An 18,255-nucleotide genomic window follows, 5' to 3' on the forward strand; every position below is an offset into this window, starting at 1 on the left:
TCAGGCAGGGCCGCCCCCTCAAGCCAAGGGAATGATCCCTGCCACATCGCTGGCAGTCAGGCGCCCCCTGTGCACCCGCTCACCGCTGACGGCCTCGTACTGCCTGCCCAGAAAACGCTGGCTCCAGACCTTCAGGTGCCCATGGGTGAACGCCTCGAGCGGCGCTGCCTGGGAGGCCAGGTGGAAATGCGCCGCCCAGAGGCTGCGCCCCCTGGTTTCCCCCGGGGCTTCCAGGCGGGTGACCCTGAACTCGTCGAACGGGCTGGTAGTGGTCGAGGTATCACGCCTGACGTAGTCCACCTGGATCAACCCCTGAGCATGGAGAAAACGCAGCCCGTGCGCAGAGGGATAGCGGGTCTTGTCGTACAGCTCGGTCAGCAGGCGCTTCATCTGCGCCTGCAGGTCGCTCACCGCGGCATTCAAGGCGTCCACCAGCGCTTCAGCCGCTCCCTGCCCGGCCAGGAGCGCGGCCGTACCTTGCAAGCGGTCGGCCTGGCGGTTGAGCAAGCGCTCCAGCATGCGCCCATTGACGTCATCCTTCACATAGGCCCAGGCGATGGCCAGCACGTCTTCGCTATCCTTCAGCAGCCCCTGCACCAGAGCCTTGGCTTGCTCCGTGCCCTCTTCCTCGGCGCCGGCCTTTGCCCCATCGCCTTCGCGCTCCACCCAGTCACCGTCCTTGAAGTCGAAGACCTGCAGGACCGCCTTGCTGATCGGGTCACGCACCTCGAGCAGTGTCCCCGCCTGCCCCTGCACTTCAGTCCCGATGACCAGCAGGCCTTCACGGGTGCGCACGGCCCGCTGCAACTCCTCGGTGCGCGGATAAGGCACTCGCTTGATCAACCCTGGCGCGCCGTCCTGCTCCGCAAGGGCATCCACCAGACGGCGCCCGGCATCATCCTTGAGCAGTTGCATATGGGTCCGGTAGCGCTGAAGCCGGTCGACTTCCACCAGGTCGCCGCCCGTGCGCTCCAGGTGCAGCGCATTGATGATCGCCGCCGCATAGGCGTCCCACGCTTCCTGGAGAATGCTGATGCGATCGGCCACGCCCAGGTTGGACATCAGCGACTCGCCATGGGCCGTGGCGGCGCTCCTGAGTGTGGTGCCCGCCAGATCGTCGCGGTACCTCAGCAGTTGATGCCGGCCATTTTGCGAGTCCAGGTGCAATGCCAGGTCTGCCAGGTTCAGGGCGTGATGGAAGCGAAGATCGACAACGGTGAAGGTACGCTCGGCTATCAACCGGGCGACCGTTCGCCGGGTTCCGGCAATACCGAAGTCAAGGTCGTCGGGGACCTCGGCCAGCAACTCATCCAGGCCACCTTGCGCGACCAGCATGCGCTCCTGGAGGTCGACGACCTTCGCCAGCTCCACGCGAAAATGCCGGTACTCGTCGCGCACATGGGCGCCTACACCGTCATCGAACTGCGCCGCCAACTCGGTCATGCGCGGAAAGTTCGCAAGGTGCTGCAGCTCACCCAGGATGAAATCGCTGTTGCGCAGCAGCGCAGCCGTCAGCGTGGCCCGATGCAGGCCGAGGGTCTGTGCGAAGCCCGGCTTGCGGAGGCTGCCGTACTTGGGCTCGAGCATGCTCTGCAGGACACCGCAGTGCTCGCGATCCAGGCGGACCACCGCTTCGGCCTGGGCGACGGCTTGCAGGCGCTTGGCGTCCAGTTCGCCAGCGAGCGCGGCGATGCGCTGATCATAAGACGCCATGATCCGGTCGGAGGCGGCCCTGTCGAACGTGTCATCTTCGTGCTCCTCAGCTGCGAGTCGCCTGCCCCTTTCCTGAATCCTCAACCTTTCCAGATGCTGAAGACGCTCCTGGACCGTGACGACTTCCTGGCTAAAGCGGCCGAACGTTTGCAGCTCCCGGTTTGCCTGATCGGTCAATTTGTGGGTGGCGACTCGCAGCCTGGCGAACTGCCGCTCGAGACGCCCGCCGGGCATGCCACCACCGAGGCGCAGCCGGGTATCGATGCGCCAGGCACCTTGCTCGAAGACCAGCCACGGCCCCGGCTGCCGCGCGCCGTCGACAATCCGGATGTCATCGCCTTCCACACTGACGGCGAAGACCTCCCCCAGCATCGAGACATAGTGCCGCCCGTCGACCGTGTACAGCCCGGCTAGCGAGGGCTGCAAGCCCGCCAGCGGAACACTCGCACGCATGGCCATCAAGGCCTTGCGTTGCTCCGGGGCAAGCCAGTTGAACCCCTGGTTGCCGCGCCAGCTCAGGTCGAGCTGCAAACCCGTGGCGGCACGCGGCAGTGGCCCCGGCATACCCACCTTGCCTTGGGCCGGCTCGACCCTTGCCGCCGCGTAGCCACCGTCCTGGGTGGGAGGCCCTTCGAAACCGGCGGCCTGGAGCAAGCGCCGCGGCACTGCCTGGCGGCCTTTCGGCAGTCGCGCATGCAACAGCGCCATGCCCAGGTTGATGACCAGGTCGACGGCGGCCGTGGAGCGCTCGAACGCGCCACCTTGCGCCAGCGCCTGGCCATCGCCACGCAGGCTATCAAGGGTCTGGATCAACCAGGCAACCGTGGCGATCGGCCCACTCATCAGCACCGTGGCGGTATCGAACAGCAGCCAGGCGCCTTTGCCGAGCACCGCCCAACGGCTTTCGGCAGTGGACGTGCTCTGCTTCTCGGCCAGGTCCAAAAGTAGCGCCCGATTTGCCGCGTACAATTTTTCATCCACATCGTCTAGCCACAGCACCCCGTCCAACCGGGCCGGCTCGGGCCTTTCGGGTAGTTGGAAAGGATCAATACCAAGATGCACGACGTGGGGCTCTGCAAACCCACCCTTGTCGTAGATCGGCCGAGCATGCTCATCCATCCAGGCCAGGATGCTCGCCTGCAGCGGGCCCGATTCGCGAATGGCCGCCATCAGCGCATCGAGGCTGGAGAACTGCCGTAGCGGTTCATCCGCGTACAGCGGGCGGTAGAGCAGCACCACACGGGGCTCGGTCGAAAACAGTACGAACATGCCCTGGACCCGATCATGCCGGCTGGAAGTCGGCTGCCGCTTGAAGGTGAGCGGCATCAGGCCGCTTGCCTTCAAGCTCTTGTCGCCAAGGTCTTTGCACAGATCGATGACACACTGCAGGCCCGCTTCGCTGAGCTTGTGATCGAGTTTCGCCTGCAAGGCGCTGAAACGCAGCGCCTGGCGCCACTCCCGGGCAAAGCGGCGAGTGCGCTCGGGGCGGGCCGCCGGGTCATCCAGGGCGTCGGCCACGTACTTGGGATAACGGCCACCGATATCGACCTTGCGCACCAGTGCCTTCACGTAGTCGGTAGTCATCCAGGGCATGATCAGCTGACCGTTGGCATGCCTGATGTTTTGGAGGAAGGCATCACCCAGTGAGCTGAGATTGGCGATGGCGAACTCGGTCAGGGTCAGCTCGCCCGCCGACTCCAGCGGTTCGCCACCAGCCGTTCCTGCGCCTGCGCCACCCGCAACTCCGTTTGCGACCTCAAGCGCCAGGATCAGTTCATCGGAGAAATAGTTGGCTTCCACCGGATAGTCCTCGAGCATCTGTTTGCGCAGTTGCTGGCGGGCATAAGCCTGCAGGTCGAGTATCCCATCCAGCGCCGCCACGCCCTTTGCGTCAATCTGGTCCAGCGCCATATCCAGCAACGCCGACTGATAGGCGAAGCTGGTGCTGGCCGACGTGGCGGCTATGCCTGGCGGTATCGCGGGCGCACCCGTTTCTTCGACGAAGTAGCCCGCCACCAACCACTGCGCGGGGTCGCTCAGCTCGGCGAACAGCGCCTCCATTTGCGCCAGTGTCAGCCCCTGCAGACGCAGTTGCCCGATGCGCTCGAGCATGTGCCCGAGCAGCAAGGCGCTCCATTGCGCGAATACATCGCCCTCGAGTTCGTGGCGATCCCAGGTCAGGGCAGTGAACCGGTAGCGCAGCGCAAGTTCGTCACGCAGCGCCAGGGCGAAATCGTCCAGCGAATCGAAGGCCCTGACCTGGCCCGACGGCTCAAACCAGAGCACAACCGCTCGCTCGTCCCACTCGGCCGTCACCAGCAAGCCGGGCTGGAGCCGTCTGAATTGCTGCTGGTCCGCACGCAGGCTGGCCTGGACGACGAACACCGCAGGCTGATCATCACTTCCCCGAATCAGGCCACGGACACAAGCCTGCTGCTGGTCGTCCAGCCCCTGCAGGGGCAGGTTGCGCAGCAACGCCATTTTCAACAGCAGCTGCAACCAGCTATCGCGGCGCTTGCCGGATGTACCCAGCCCGTTCCAATAGCTCACCTGAGCCTGGCTGAAGTGCTCGATCAGTCGCGCCAGCAGCCTGTTGAGCACAGGCGTGATGCCCGTCAGACGACGTGTATCCCAGGCACCGTGCGAGCCGGCGAAGCGGTGAGGCCCCGCCAGGCCCAGATTGTGATGGCGTTCGCCGATGGCCTCCAGGTCCAACGGCGTACCATCGAGCATCGCCTGCAGCACAACCTCCACCAGCGGGGCGGTCGTCCAGTAGTGGGTGTCTGGATCCGGGCTGTCCAGGATCAACGGATCGGCGGACTCCAGCGCCGGCTCGACGAAGGCCAGCCATGGCAGCTCCCTGAACAGCACGTGCAGCAGCTGCTCGCTGACCACCTGGCGCAAGGTCGGCCGACTGGCGAATTGCCGGGCGACGGCGTTCTTGAAGTCGAAGATCGGTGTTGAGGTATTGGTCATGGAAAAGGCCCCGTTCATTGATGAGCCACCACCATGCCCCCGCACCCGCACACCACTGGCACTACATATTGCCCCCCGGATACGACAAGGGGCCCGACACTTGCGCGCCGGGCCCCTTGTTCACATCAGCCGTGATCAGCTGTACACACGCCCCAGCAGCTGGCGGTGGCTTTCGAACTGATCGAGCACGTCACGCACGATCTGCTCGCGGGTGAAGCCCATCAGGTCGTATTCCTGGCTGCCATCGTGCAGGTACACCTCGGCACGGTAGAAGCGCTGGCGCACTTCCGGCTCGCCTTCGACCGGCGCCTCGCTCGGCGCGGCCATGTAACCGTCCAGGCTGGCTTCGTAGACGAACGGGTTGCCCTCTTCCATCATCACCCGCAGGCCCATCATGTTGCGCGACTGGCCAACACGGGTCTCGACTTCGAAGCCCAGGGTGCGCAGCTGCTCGGCGGCTTCTTTCAGCGCCGGGCTGACCTGCTTGTCCATGAAGCGCTGGACCACGGCCTGGGTCGGCTGCAGCTCCAGCTGGCTGAGGCGCTCGCTGAAGCCGCGACGGCCACGGGCGGCCAGTTCGGCGCGCTCGCTCTCGACCGCGACGTCCTGCTTCATGGCTTTCATCAGGCCGAACATGAACAGCACCAGGACCACCGAGAACGGCAGGCCGGCCAGTACCACCATGGTCTGCATGGCTTCGAAGTTACCGGCGAACAGCAGGCCGATGGTGACCAGGGTGATGACCACCGACCAGAACACCACCATCCAGTGCGGGGCGTCTTCGTCGACCTTGCCGCCTTTGCACGACAGGTTGGCCATCATCACCGCGCCGGAGTCGGCCGGGGTCAGGAACAGCACGAAGCCGACGAACACCGCCACACCGATGACGATCTTGGCGGCCGGGAAGAATTCCAGCAGCTGGTAGATCGACATCGACGGCTGTTCGAGCGCGGTCTTGCCCAGCTCGACGGCGCCCTGGTTGATCACCAGGTCCAGCGCGGTGTTACCGAAGATCGACAGCCAGGCCAGGGTGAAGCCCAGCGGGATCAGCAGCACGCCGCTGACCAGCTGACGCACGGTACGGCCCTTGGAGATACGGGCAATGAACATGCCGACGAACGGGCCCCAGGAGATCCACCAGGCCCAGTAGAACACGGTCCACAGGCCCAGCCAGCGCTCGGACTTGTCGTTGTCGCCTTCATAGACATACAGATCGAAGGTCTTCAGCACGACACCGTTGAGGTAGTCACCGACGTTCTGCACGAAACCGTTGAGCAGGTGCAGGGTGTTGCCGGCCAGCAGCACGAAGATCAGCAGGCCGCTGAACAGCAGGATGTTCAGGTTGGACAGGCGGCGGATGCCGTTCTCCACGCCCGACACCGCGGCCACGGTGGCAACGCCCGCCATGACCAGGATCACCACCAGCAGGTTGGTCTTGCTGTGGTCCATGCCGAACAGGTATTCCAGGCCCGAGGCCACCTGCATCGAACCGATGCCGAGGTTGGTCACCAGGCCCAGCAGGGTAACGAACATGCCGAAGATGTCCACGGCATGGCCCGCGCCGCCCTTGACCCAACGCTCACCGACCAGCGGGTACAACGCCGAACGCAGTGCCAGCGGCTGGTTGTGACGGTAGGCGAAGTAACCCACGGCAAGACCGACCAGGGCGTAGATCGCCCAGCCGTGCAGGCCCCAGTGCAGGAAGGTCAGCTGCAGGCCCTGGCGTGCGGCCTCGAGGCTGGCAGGAGTGCCTTCTGGTGGGTTGAAGTAATGGTCCAGCGGCTCGGAGGCGCCGAAGTACAGCAGCGAGATACCGATGCCCGAGGAAAACAGCATGCCGGCCCAGGCGCCGTAGCTGAAGTCGGGGGTGTCGTCCTTGCCGCCAAGCTTGAGCTTGCCGTAGTCGGAGAAGGCCAGGTAGACGACGAACAGCAGGTAACCGCAGATCACCAGCATGTAGTACCAGCCGAAGGTACGGGTCAGCCATTTCTGGGCGACGCCCAGCGCCTGGCCGGCGGCTTCGGGGACAGCGATCAGCAGGGCAGTCAGAACAAGGATCATCAGCGCCGAGGTGTAGAACACCACGCGGTTGACCCGTACCCGCTCGGCGGGGGGGGTTGTCAGGGAGGCAGAACTCATTGCACGAATGCTCCGGGCAGTGCGGCAGTGGAGGCTATACAGTTATTTCCCGCGCAATTGGTGCAATAGCCCTACTGCGCAAGGTGTTATAAAAGGCACCTGGAAACCGTGATCCCGAATCGAAACGCTGCAAAAAAAACAGACCGGCCGCCTGTCGCCTTGCCACGCACTCAGCAGAAGGTGCGCGCATTCGCCACAGACCACCTGGCCCGCTCCAAGGGCCGACCGCGCAGTCCATGACCGCTCGGCAGAATCTGTCCTTTGCATCGCTCATGCCCGTCAACGCCTTGTATTCCGGGGGTTACACGATTTCCTGGGGTGTCGATTCGTGTCCTCTTGACCGTCCTGAAAACTGTCAATGGCACAAATTGTCGCAGAGCTTATTCTTTATTGATTGAACGTTCAATCAAAACAAAATAGACTGGCCTCGCCGAGGTAGCCGCTTGTCGTCTGCCCGCAGGCCTGAGGAGATAGCAAGATGCCCAAGGTCGGTATGCAACCCATCCGCCGCCAGCAGTTGATCGAAGCCACATTGCAGGCAGTCGATCAGGTCGGACTGGGCGATGCCAGCATTGCGCTGATTGCCCGTTTGGCCGGTGTGTCGAACGGCATCATCAGTCACTACTTTCAGGACAAGAACGGCCTGATCGCAGCGACGATGCGCTACATCATGAACATGCTCAACGAGGGTGTGATCGCGCGTCGTCAGGCACTCACGGACGACAGCCCGCGTGCCCACCTGAAGGTGATCATCGAAGGCAACTTCGATGCGAGCCAGGTGAATGGCCCGGCAATGAAAACCTGGCTGGCCTTCTGGGCCTCCAGCATGCACCAGCCGTCTTTGCACAGGTTGCAGCGGATCAACGATCACCGCCTGTATTCCAACCTGTGCTGCCAGTTCCGCCGCGTCCTGCCGCTCTACCATGCGCGCAAGGCTGCCCGCGGGCTGGCAGCCCTGATCGACGGCCTGTGGCTGCGTGGCGCCCTGTCGGGAGATGCATTCGACACCGACCAGGCAATACGAATTGCTTACGAATACATGGATCTACAACTGGCTAAACAGCAGTCCCTGGGCACAACCGACCAGGCCTCTGAACAGCCGCGCGCAGCGACCAGCCAACCGGCAGGAGCGTGACGCGGCAGCCAACCACACACTGCACTTGCGAGGACACTATGGCCCGTTTCGGAACGCAAAAACTCTACATTGATGGCGCTTACGTCGACGCTGGCAGCGACGCCACCTTCGAAGCCATCAACCCGGCCACCGGCGAAGTCCTCGCTCACGTGCAGCGCGCGACCCAAGCCGACGTCGAGAAGGCCGTCGAAAGCGCCGAGCGCGGCCAGAAAGTCTGGGCCGCGATGACCGCCATGCAGCGTTCGCGCATCCTGCGCCGCGCCGTCGACATCCTGCGCGAGCGCAACGACGAACTGGCCATGCTGGAAACCCTGGACACCGGCAAGTCGTACTCCGAGACCCGCTACGTCGACATCGTCACCGGCGCCGACGTGCTGGAGTACTACGCAGGCCTGGTACCGGCCATCGAAGGCGAGCAGATCCCGCTGCGCGAATCGTCCTTCGTCTACACCCGCCGCGAGCCGCTGGGCGTGACCGTCGGTATCGGCGCCTGGAACTACCCGATCCAGATCGCCCTGTGGAAATCCGCCCCGGCCCTGGCCGCCGGCAACGCGATGATCTTCAAGCCGTCGGAAGTCACCTCGCTGACCACCCTGAAACTGGCCGAGATCTTCACCGAGGCCGGCCTGCCGAACGGCGTGTTCAACGTCCTGACCGGCAGCGGCCGCGAAGTCGGCACCTGGCTGACCGAGCACCCGCGCATCGAAAAAGTCTCCTTCACCGGCGGCACCACCACCGGCAAGAAAGTCATGGCCAGCGCCTCCAGCTCCTCGCTGAAGGAAGTGACCATGGAACTGGGCGGCAAGTCGCCACTGATCATCTGCGACGACGCCGACCTGGACAAGGCCGCCGACATCGCCATGATGGCCAACTTCTACAGCTCGGGTCAGGTCTGCACCAACGGCACCCGCGTGTTCATCCCAGCCGCGATGAAAGCCGCCTTCGAAGCCAAGATCGCCGAGCGCGTCGCCCGCATCCGTGCCGGCAACCCGGAAGACGAGAACACCAACTTCGGCCCGCTGGTCAGCTTCCAGCACATGGAAAGCGTGCTGTCGTACATCGCCAAGGGTAAAGAAGAAGGCGCCCGCGTGCTGTGCGGCGGTGAGCGTCTGCTGGACGGCGACTTCGCCAAGGGCGCATTCGTGGCCCCGACCGTGTTCACCGACTGCACCGACGACATGACCATCGTCAAGGAAGAGATCTTCGGCCCGGTAATGAGCATCCTCAGCTACGAGACCGAGGAAGAAGTCATCCGTCGCGCCAACGACACCGAATACGGCCTGGCCGCCGGCGTCTGCACCAACGACATCAGCCGCGCCCACCGCATCATCCACAAGCTCGAGGCCGGCATCTGCTGGATCAACGCCTGGGGCGAGTCGCCGGCGGAAATGCCGGTTGGCGGTTACAAGCAGTCGGGCGTCGGCCGTGAGAACGGTGTCAGCTCGCTGGCTCAATACACTCGCATCAAGTCGGTCCAGGTCGAGCTGGGCGGCTACAACTCGGTTTTCTAAACCCCGTTTAGCCACGCCCGTGCCTTCGCGCACGGGCGTTTCCGCTCCCTGACCACCGCCAACGAGGGTACTTTTCATGTCCCAAGAATTCGATTACATCATCGTCGGTGCCGGCTCCGCCGGTAACACCCTGGCCACCCGCCTGACCGAAGACGCCAGCGTCACCGTGCTGCTGCTGGAAGCCGGCGGCCCCGACTACCGCTTCGACTTCCGCACCCAGATGCCGGCCGCCCTGGCCTTCCCGCTGCAGGGTCGCCGCTACAACTGGGCCTACGAGACCGATCCGGAGCCGCACATGGACGGCCGCCGCATGGAATGCGGTCGCGGCAAGGGCCTGGGCGGCTCGTCGCTGATCAACGGCATGTGCTACATCCGTGGTAACGCCATGGACTTCGACGGCTGGGCTGAACTGCCGGGCCTGGAAGACTGGACCTACCTGGACTGCCTGCCGTACTTCCGTAAAGCCGAAACCCGCGACATCGGCCCGAACGACTACCACGGCGGCGAAGGCCCGGTCAGCGTGGCCACGCCGAAAGCCGGCAACAACCCGCTGTTCCACGCCATGGTCGAGGCCGGCGTGCAGGCCGGTTACCCGCGCACCGAAGACCTCAACGGCTACCAGCAGGAAGGTTTCGGCCCGATGGACCGTTCGGTGACCAAGAACGGCCGTCGCTCCAGCACTGCCCGTGGCTACCTGGACCAGGCCAAGAAGCGCCCGAACCTGACCATCGTCACCCACGCCCTGAGCGATCGCGTGCTGTTCGACAACAAGCGCGCCGTTGGCGTGACCTACCTGGTGGGTGACAGCGAAGAGCGCGTCGAAGCCCGCGCCCGCAAGGAAGTGATCGTTTCCTCCGGCGCCATCGCCTCGCCGCAGCTGCTGCAGCGTTCCGGCGTCGGCCCGCGCGCCCTGCTGGAAAGCCTCGACATTCCGGTGGTCCACGACCTGCCGGGCGTCGGCGAGAACCTGCAGGACCACCTGGAACTGTACCTGCAGTACGCCTGCACCCAACCGGTGTCGCTGTACCCGTCGCTGCTGTGGTGGAACCAGCCGAAAATCGGTGCCGAGTGGCTGTTCAACGGCACTGGCATCGGCGCCAGCAACCAGTTCGAGGCCGGCGGTTTCATCCGCACCCGTCCTGAGTTCAAGTGGCCGAACATCCAGTACCACTTCCTGCCGGTCGCGATTAACTACAACGGCTCCAACGGCGTGAAAGAGCACGGCTTCCAGGCGCACATGGGCTCCATGCGCTCGCCGGCCCGTGGTCGCATCCAGGCCAAGTCGAAGAACCCGCGCCAGCACCCGAGCATCCTGTTCAACTACATGTCCACCGACCAAGACTGGCAGGAATTCCGCGACGGCATCCGCCTGACCCGCGAAATCATGGCCCAGCCGGCGCTGGACGCGTTCCGTGGTCGCGAGATCAGCCCGGGCGCCCACGTGCAAACGGATGAAGAGCTGGACAAGTTCATCCGCGAGCACGCCGAAACCGCCTTCCACCCGTCCTGCTCGTGCAAGATGGGCACCGACGACATGGCAGTGGTCGACGGCGAAGGTCGCGTGCATGGCATGCAGGGCCTGCGCGTGGTCGACGCATCGATCATGCCGCTGATCATCACCGGCAACCTGAACGCCACCACGATCATGATCGCCGAGAAGATCTCGGACAAGATCCGTGGCCGCAAGCCGCTGCCGCGCAGCACCGCCAAGTACTACGTGGCGGGCGATGCACCGGTGAAGGGCAAGCCGATGCGTGAAGTGAAGCAGGCCTGATCAGGCCCGTGGGAGCGGGCTTGCCCCGCGATAGCGAGAGATCTGCTGACATCGCTGTTCTGACGGACACCATCGCGGGGCAAGCCCGCTCCCACGCTCCCACCCTGATCCAAAAAGGCACCTCTCGAGGTGCCTTTTCTACATCTGCAGAAACGCTTTACAGCCTGCCAATTCATCAGGTTAGAATCGATTGGCACGCGACCTGCTAGTTCATGCTTCCAGGTCCCTTTCCCCGCGATGTCCCGGAGTACCGCCTTTGGATGCGAGCACCATCAACAGCCTGTTCCTGATCGGCGCCCTGCTGGTCGGGGCCAGTATCCTGGTCAGCTCGCTGTCTTCGCGCCTGGGCATCCCCATTCTCGTCATCATCCTCGCGGTCGGCATGATCGCCGGGGTCGATGGTGGCGGCATCATCTTCAACAACTACCCGACCGCCTACCTGGTGGGCAACCTGGCGCTCGCCGTGATCCTGCTCGACGGCGGCCTGCGCACCCGGGTGGCGAGCTTCCGCGTGGCGCTGTGGCCGGCCCTGTCGCTGGCCACGGTCGGCGTGCTGATCACCACCGGCCTGACCGGCATGGTCGCCGCCTGGCTGTTCGACCTGAGCCTGATCCAGGGCCTGCTGATCGGCGCCATCGTCGGCTCCACCGATGCCGCGGCAGTGTTCTCGCTGCTCGGCGGCAAGGGCCTGAACGAGCGGGTCACCGCCACCCTGGAGATCGAGTCGGGCAGCAACGACCCGATGGCGGTGTTCCTCACCGTCACCCTGATCGACATGATCGCCAGCGGCCAGACCGGCCTGCACTGGAGCCTGCTGACCCACCTGCTGCGCGAGTTCGGCATCGGCGGGCTGATGGGCCTGGGTGGCGGCTGGCTGATGCTGCAACTGGTCAACCGCATCAACCTGGCCGGCGGCTTGTACCCGATCCTGGTGGTGGCCGGCGGCCTGGTGGTGTTCTCCCTGACCAACGCCCTGCACGGCAGCGGCTTCCTCGCCGTGTACCTGTGCGGCCTGGTGCTGGGCAACCGGCCGATCCGCAGCCGCCACGGCATCCTGCACATGCTCGACGGCATGGCCTGGCTGGCGCAGATCGGCATGTTCCTGGTGCTGGGCCTGCTGGTCACCCCCCACGACCTGCTGCCCATCGCCCTGCCCGCCCTGGGCCTGGCGCTGTGGATGATCATGGTGGCCCGCCCGCTGTCGGTGGTGGCTGCCCTGCTGCCGTTCAAGGCCTTCCATGGCCGCGAGAAGGGCTTCATCAGTTGGGTCGGCCTGCGTGGCGCGGTACCGATCATCCTCGCGGTGTTCCCGCTGATGGCGGGCCTGCCCCAGGCCCAGCTGTTCTTCAACCTGGCCTTCTTCATCGTGCTGGTGTCGCTGCTGGTGCAGGGCACCAGCCTGCCGTGGATGGCCAAGCTGCTGAAGGTCACGGTACCGCCGGACCCGGCGCCGATTTCCCGCTCCGCGCTCGAGGTGCACGTCACCAGCGAGTGGGAGCTGTTCGTCTACCGCCTGGGTGCCGAGAAATGGTGCATCGGCGCCGCCCTGCGCGAGCTGAAGATGCCCGAGGGCACGCGCATCGCCGCGTTGTTCCGCGGCGAGCAACTGCTGCACCCGTCGGGCAGTACCGTGCTGGAAGTCGGCGACATGCTCTGCGTGATCGGCCACGAACATAACCTGCCGGCGCTGGGCAAGCTGTTCAGCCAGGCGCCGCAACGTGGCCTGGACCTGCGTTTCTTCGGCGACTTCGTCCTCGAAGGCGATGCCGAGCTGGGTGCGGTGGCCGCACTTTATGGCCTGAAACTCGACGGTCTGGACGCGAATATGCCGCTGGCGCAGTTCATCCGACAGAAGGTCGGAGGCGCGCCAGTAGTAGGCGACCAGATCGAATGGCACGGCACGATCTGGACCGTCGCGGTCATGGACGGGAACAAGATCCAGAAAGTGGGCGTCAGATTCCCCGAAGGTACCCGCCCCGGCCCCGGGCTGTTCCTCTAAACTCCGATTTGCCGCGTAACACAAGAACTCTGCCTATGTCCCTGCGTGACCATTGCCGCGCAGCCCTGCTGGGGCTGTGCCTGACCCTCTCGTTCGCCGCCGGCGCGGTGGAAATCCCGACCACCCCGGGCATCCAGAGCAGCCTGAGCAAGATCGCCGAGCGCAAGCTGCCGGAAACCGAGCAGAAAGCCGTGCAACAGGTGCTGGAACAGACCCTGGCGCTGCTCAACGCCCGCGACGACAGCGAGAGGAAGCTCGAAGCCCTCAAGCAGCAGTTGGCCAATGCTCCCCAGGAGATCCGTGACAGCCAGCGCGAGCTGATCAAGCTCAAGGCCAGCAACGCCGTGCCAGTGGCGCAGCGCTACGCCAGCCTGACGGTGCCGCAGCTCGAACAGATGCTCAGCGAACGCAGCACCCAGCAGGGCGACCTGCAGAAGGCGCTGTCCGAAGCCAACAGCCTGATCATCAACTCGCAGACCCGCCCTGAACGCGCCCAGGCCGAGATCAGCAGCAACCAGATGCGCGTGCAGCAGATCAACAACAGCCTCAAGAGCGGCAAGGACAACGGCAAGTCGATCAACGCCGACCAGCGCAACCAGCTCAACGCCGAACTGGCCTCGCTCAACGCCCTGACCCTGCTGCGCCGCCAGGAACTGGCCGGCAACAGCGTGCTGCAGGACCTGGGCAACGCCCGCCACGACCTGCTGATCGAGCGCGCCACCCGCCTGGAGCAGGAAATCCAGGACCTGCAGACGCTGATCAACGAAAAGCGCCTGGCCCAGTCGCAACAGGCCGTCACCCGCCAGTCGATCGAGGCGCAGAAGGCCGGCGGCAGCAACCTGCTGGCCACCGAGAGCACCGCCAACCTGCAGCTGTCCGACTACCTGCTGCGCAGCACCGACCGCCTCAACGAGGTGACCCAGCAGAACCTGCGTACCAAGCAGCAGCTCGACAGCCTCACCCAGGCCGACCAGGCCCTGGACGAACAGATCAACGTGCTCAAGGGCAGCCTGCTGCTGTCGAAGATCCTCTACAAGCAGAAGCAGGCCCTGCCGCACCTGAAGCTTGACCGCAACCTGGCCGACCAGATCGCCGATATCCGCCTCTACCAGTTCGAGATCAACCAGGAACGCGAACAGATGAGCAGCCCGTCCACCTATGTGGACAAGCTGCTGGCCAGCCAGCCCGAGGAAGATGTCACCCCGCAACTGCGCAAGGCCCTGCTGGAAGTGGCGATCACCCGCAGCGACCTGCTCGAGCGGTTGAACCGCGAGCTGTCGGCGCTGCTCAACGAATGCATCACCCTGCAACTGAACCAGAAGCAACTGTTGAGCACCGCCCAGAACCTGCGCACCACCCTGGAAGAGCAGATGTTCTGGATCCCCAGCAACAAGCCGCTGGACTGGCAATGGCTGCGTGAAGTACCCGAGCGCCTGACCACTCAGGTGGCCAGCCTGCCCTGGGGCGCGGGCATCAAGGAACTGGCTGACGGCCTGGTGCAACAGCCGCTGCTGTTCCTGCCGCTGATCCTGGTGATCGGCGCCCTGCTGTGGCGGCGCAAGGCGCTGTACCGGCGCCTGGGCAAGGTCCACCAGGACATCGGCCACTTCAAGCGCGACAGCCAGTGGCATACGCCCCAGGCGATCCTGATCAACATCCTGCTCGCCCTGCCGGTGGCCCTGGCCCTGACCCTGGGCAGCTACGCCCTGCAGCTCGACGCCCGCGGGCAGAACGCCAACCTCGGCGCCGCCCTGTGGCAGATCGCCCAGGCCTGGCTGGTTTTCTATACCGCCTACCGCATCCTCGCCCCGGGCGGCGTGGCCGAGATCCACTTCCGCTGGCACAAGCCGCAGGTCGAGTTCCTGCGCGGCTGGGTGCGCCGACTCGGCACCGTGGTGCTGGCCCTGGTCGGCGTGGTGGCGGTGGCTGAACACCAGCCGTCGGCACTGGCCGAGGACGTGCTGGGCATCGGCGTGGTGCTGACCTGCTACGCCCTGATGGCCTGGCTGCTCAGCCGCCTGCTGCTGAGCAGCCCGGCGCACCAGAACACCTCGCTGTTCCGCAAGGCCGTCGGGGTGGCCTTCACCGCTCTGCCCATCGCGCTGTTCGTGGCGGTGTGCTTCGGCTACTACTACACCGCCCTCAAGCTCACCGACCGGCTGATCTACACCCTCTACCTGCTGCTGTTCTGGCTGGTGATCGAGGCCGCGTTCGTGCGCGGCCTGTCGGTGGCGGCACGGCGCCTGGCCTACCAGCGCGCCCTGAGCAAACGCCAGGCGGCCAAGGAAGGGCTGGACGGCGAAGTGGTGGTCGAGGAGCCGACCCTGGACATCGAGCAGGTCAACCAGCAGTCCCTGCGCCTGATCCGCCTGGCCCTGCTCGGCGGCTTCATCGGCGGGCTGTACTGGGTATGGGCGGACCTGATCACGGTGTTCGCCTACCTCAACAACATCACCCTCTACGAGTACAGCAGCGGCACCGGCGCGGCGGCCAGCATGGTGCCGATCAGCCTCGGCGACCTGCTCGGCGCCATGGTCATCGCCGGTATCGCCGTGGCCCTGGCCAGCAACCTGCCGGGCCTGCTCGAAGTGCTGGTGCTGTCGCGCCTGAACCTGGCCCAGGGCAGCGCCTACGCGATAACTACGTTGCTGTCCTATGTGATTGCCGGCGTCGGCATCGTCAGCACCCTGGCCACCCTCGGGGTCAGCTGGGACAAGCTGCAATGGCTGGTGGCGGCACTGTCGCTGGGCCTGGGCTTCGGCATGCAGGAGATCTTCGCCAACTTCATCTCCGGCATCATGATCCTGTTCGAGCGCCCGGTGCGCATCGGCGACACCATCACCATCGGCAACCTGTCCGGCACGGTGAGCAAGATCCGCATCCGCGCCACCACCATCACCGACTTTGACCGCAAGGACATCATCGTTCCCAACAAGACCTTCATCACCGGCCAGTTGATCAACTGGTCGCTGACCGACACGGTCACCCGGGTGACGCTGAAGCTGGGCATCGACTACGGCTCGGATCTGGACCTGGTGCGCGACCTGCTGCTCAAGGGCGCCCACGAAAACCCACGGGTGCTCAAGGATCCGGAGCCGCTGGTGTACTTCCTCAACTTCGGCGAAAGCTCGCTGGACCACGAACTGCGCATGCACGTGCGCGACCTGGGTGACCGCAACCCGACGCTGGACGAACTGAACCGCTATATCAACCGCGAGTTCAAGGCGCACAACATCAAGATTTCGGTGCGCCAGGTGGAGGTGTTCCTGATGGATACCAAAGGTGGCAAGCAGCAGTTGATCCCGATGGAGCGCAAGCCGGACAGCACGCCTCCCGTCTGAGTGGACGTCAAAGGGGTAACCGCCCAGAATGCCGGCGAGGGCTTCGCCCTCGTTCGCGGGTAAACCCGCTCCCACGGAGCAAGCGCGCCCCCTGTGGGAGCGGGTTTACCCGCGAAGGGCCGCACAGCGGCCCCAATGGCATCGAATCCAGGAGCAGGCCCCGTGAAGTCCCTCGACCAACTCACCTTCGACAACCGCTTCGCCCAACTCGGCGACGCGTTTTCCACCCAGGTCCTGCCCGACCCGATCGCCGATCCACGCCTGGTCGTCGCCAGCGAATCGGCCATGGCCCTGCTCGACCTCGACCCGGCCCAGGCCAAACTGCCGGTGTTCGCCGAGCTGTTCAGCGGCCACAAGCTCTGGGAAGAGGCCGACCCTCGGGCGATGGTGTATTCCGGCCACCAGTTCGGCTCCTACAACCCGCGCCTGGGTGACGGCCGCGGCCTGCTGCTGGGCGAAGTCCTCAACGAGGCCGGCGAGCACTGGGACCTGCACCTCAAGGGCGCCGGCCAGACGCCTTATTCGCGCATGGGCGACGGCCGCGCCGTGCTGCGCTCGTCGATCCGCGAATTTCTCGCCTCCGAGGCCCTGCACGCCCTGGGCATTCCCAGCAGCCGCGCATTGTGCGTGATCGGCTCGAGCACCCCGGTATGGCGCGAAGCCCGCGAGAGCGCCGCCATGCTTCTGCGCCTGGCCCAGAGCCACGTGCGCTTCGGCCACTTCGAATACTTCTACTACACCAAGCAACCGGAACAACAGCGGGTGCTGATCGACCATGTGCTGGAGCAGCACTACCCCGAGTGCCGCGACGCCGAGCAGCCCTACCTGGCCATGTTCCGCACAATCGTCGAGCGCAACGCCGAACTGATCGCCCGCTGGCAGGCCTATGGCTTCTGCCACGGGGTGATGAACACCGACAACATGTCGATCCTGGGCATCACCTTCGACTTCGGCCCCTACGCCTTCCTCGACGACTTCGACGCCAACTTCATCTGCAACCATTCCGACGATCGCGGCCGCTACAGCTACGCCAACCAGGTGCCGATCGCCCACTGGAACCTCAGCGCCCTGGCCCAGGCCCTGACCACGGTGATCGAGGTCGAGCCGCTGAAGGAGGCGCTGGGACTGTTCCTGCCGCTGTACCAGGCGCACTACCTGGACCTGATGCGCCGCCGCCTGGGCCTGACCACCGCCGAGGACGACGACATGGCACTGGTCGAACGACTGCTGCAGTGCATGCAGCGGGGTGGCGTGGATTACACCCTGTTCTTCCGCCGTCTGGGCGAGCAGCCCGTGGCCGAGGCCCTGCAGGTGCTGCGGGATGACTTCATCGACCTGGCCGGCTTCGACGCCTGGGGCATCGAGTACCAGGCGCGCTGCGAACGCGAGCCGGGCAACGCTGAAGGGCGGTGTGAGCGCATGCATGCGGTCAACCCGCTGTACGTGCTGCGCAACTACCTGGCGCAGAAGGCCATCGAAGCCGCCGAGGCGGGCGACTACAGTAAAGTGCGGCGGCTGCACCAGGTACTGGGCAAGCCGTTTGAGGAGCAACCCGGGATGCAGGCCTATGCCGAGCGTCCGCCGGAGTGGGGCAAGCACCTGGAGATCAGTTGCTCGTCATGAACCCCGGGGCCGCTGCGCGGCCCTTTCGCGGCACAAGGCCGCTC

General features: G+C 65.0%; 8 protein-coding genes. 6 read left to right on the plus strand and 2 right to left on the minus strand.

Annotation, left to right across the window (positions count from 1 at the left end):
* Window positions 1-18: 18 nt before the first annotated feature.
* Together NMG10_RS23445 and NMG10_RS23450 are read right to left on the minus strand one after the other, a co-directional pair.
* A complete protein-coding gene (locus NMG10_RS23445) occupies window positions 19-4,608 on the minus strand; it encodes a DUF6543 domain-containing protein (RefSeq protein WP_254465217.1) in 4,590 nt (1,529 codons plus the stop codon).
* A gap of 216 nt (window positions 4,609-4,824) precedes the next feature.
* Complete coding sequence (locus NMG10_RS23450) at window positions 4,825-6,771, minus strand: BCCT family transporter (RefSeq protein ID WP_254465218.1); 1,947 nt, start codon at window positions 6,769-6,771, stop codon at window positions 4,825-4,827.
* 535 nt (window positions 6,772-7,306) lie between these two features.
* Here NMG10_RS23450 and betI point away from each other — a divergent pair.
* The 6 genes from betI (at window position 7,307) to selO (ending at window position 18,211) form a co-directional block, all read left to right on the plus strand.
* Window positions 7,307-7,963 (plus strand): transcriptional regulator BetI, encoded by a 657-nt coding sequence (gene betI / locus NMG10_RS23455; protein ID WP_110735256.1) that lies wholly within the window; start codon window positions 7,307-7,309, stop codon window positions 7,961-7,963.
* Window positions 7,964-8,001: 38 nt separating this feature from the next.
* Window positions 8,002-9,474: a betaine-aldehyde dehydrogenase gene (betB, locus tag NMG10_RS23460; RefSeq protein ID WP_046853877.1), complete on the plus strand. Its 1,473-nt coding sequence runs from the start codon at window positions 8,002-8,004 to the stop codon at window positions 9,472-9,474.
* Window positions 9,475-9,550: 76 nt separating this feature from the next.
* Window positions 9,551-11,248, plus strand: coding sequence for a choline dehydrogenase (gene betA, locus NMG10_RS23465; RefSeq protein WP_203648422.1), 1,698 nt, complete (start codon window positions 9,551-9,553; stop codon window positions 11,246-11,248).
* A gap of 256 nt (window positions 11,249-11,504) precedes the next feature.
* Window positions 11,505-13,247, plus strand: a complete 1,743-nt coding sequence (locus NMG10_RS23470) for a potassium/proton antiporter (protein ID WP_254465215.1) — start codon at window positions 11,505-11,507, stop codon at window positions 13,245-13,247.
* A 35-nt stretch (window positions 13,248-13,282) separates the two neighbouring features.
* Window positions 13,283-16,588 (plus strand): mechanosensitive channel MscK, encoded by a 3,306-nt coding sequence (mscK, locus tag NMG10_RS23475; RefSeq protein WP_203648424.1) that lies wholly within the window; start codon window positions 13,283-13,285, stop codon window positions 16,586-16,588.
* Between the two features lie 162 nt (window positions 16,589-16,750).
* On the plus strand, window positions 16,751-18,211 hold the full coding sequence (gene selO, locus NMG10_RS23480) for a protein adenylyltransferase SelO (protein ID WP_254465216.1): 1,461 nt from the start codon (window positions 16,751-16,753) through the stop codon (window positions 18,209-18,211).
* Window positions 18,212-18,255 lie beyond the last annotated feature (44 nt).

The organism is Pseudomonas sp. DVZ6 (assembly GCF_024259445.1).
Taxonomy (GTDB): domain Bacteria; phylum Pseudomonadota; class Gammaproteobacteria; order Pseudomonadales; family Pseudomonadaceae; genus Aquipseudomonas; species Aquipseudomonas peradeniyensis.

What these genes read in the sequence shown, in the direction of transcription:
- mscK (WP_203648424.1), top strand. Translation starts at nt 13,283, where the DNA reads ATGTCCCTGCGTGACCATTGCCGCGCAGCCCTGCTGGGGCTGTGCCTG.
- betI (WP_110735256.1), top strand. Translation starts at nt 7,307, where the DNA reads ATGCCCAAGGTCGGTATGCAACCCATCCGCCGCCAGCAGTTGATCGAA.
- betB (WP_046853877.1), top strand. Translation starts at nt 8,002, where the DNA reads ATGGCCCGTTTCGGAACGCAAAAACTCTACATTGATGGCGCTTACGTC.
- betA (WP_203648422.1), top strand. Translation starts at nt 9,551, where the DNA reads ATGTCCCAAGAATTCGATTACATCATCGTCGGTGCCGGCTCCGCCGGT.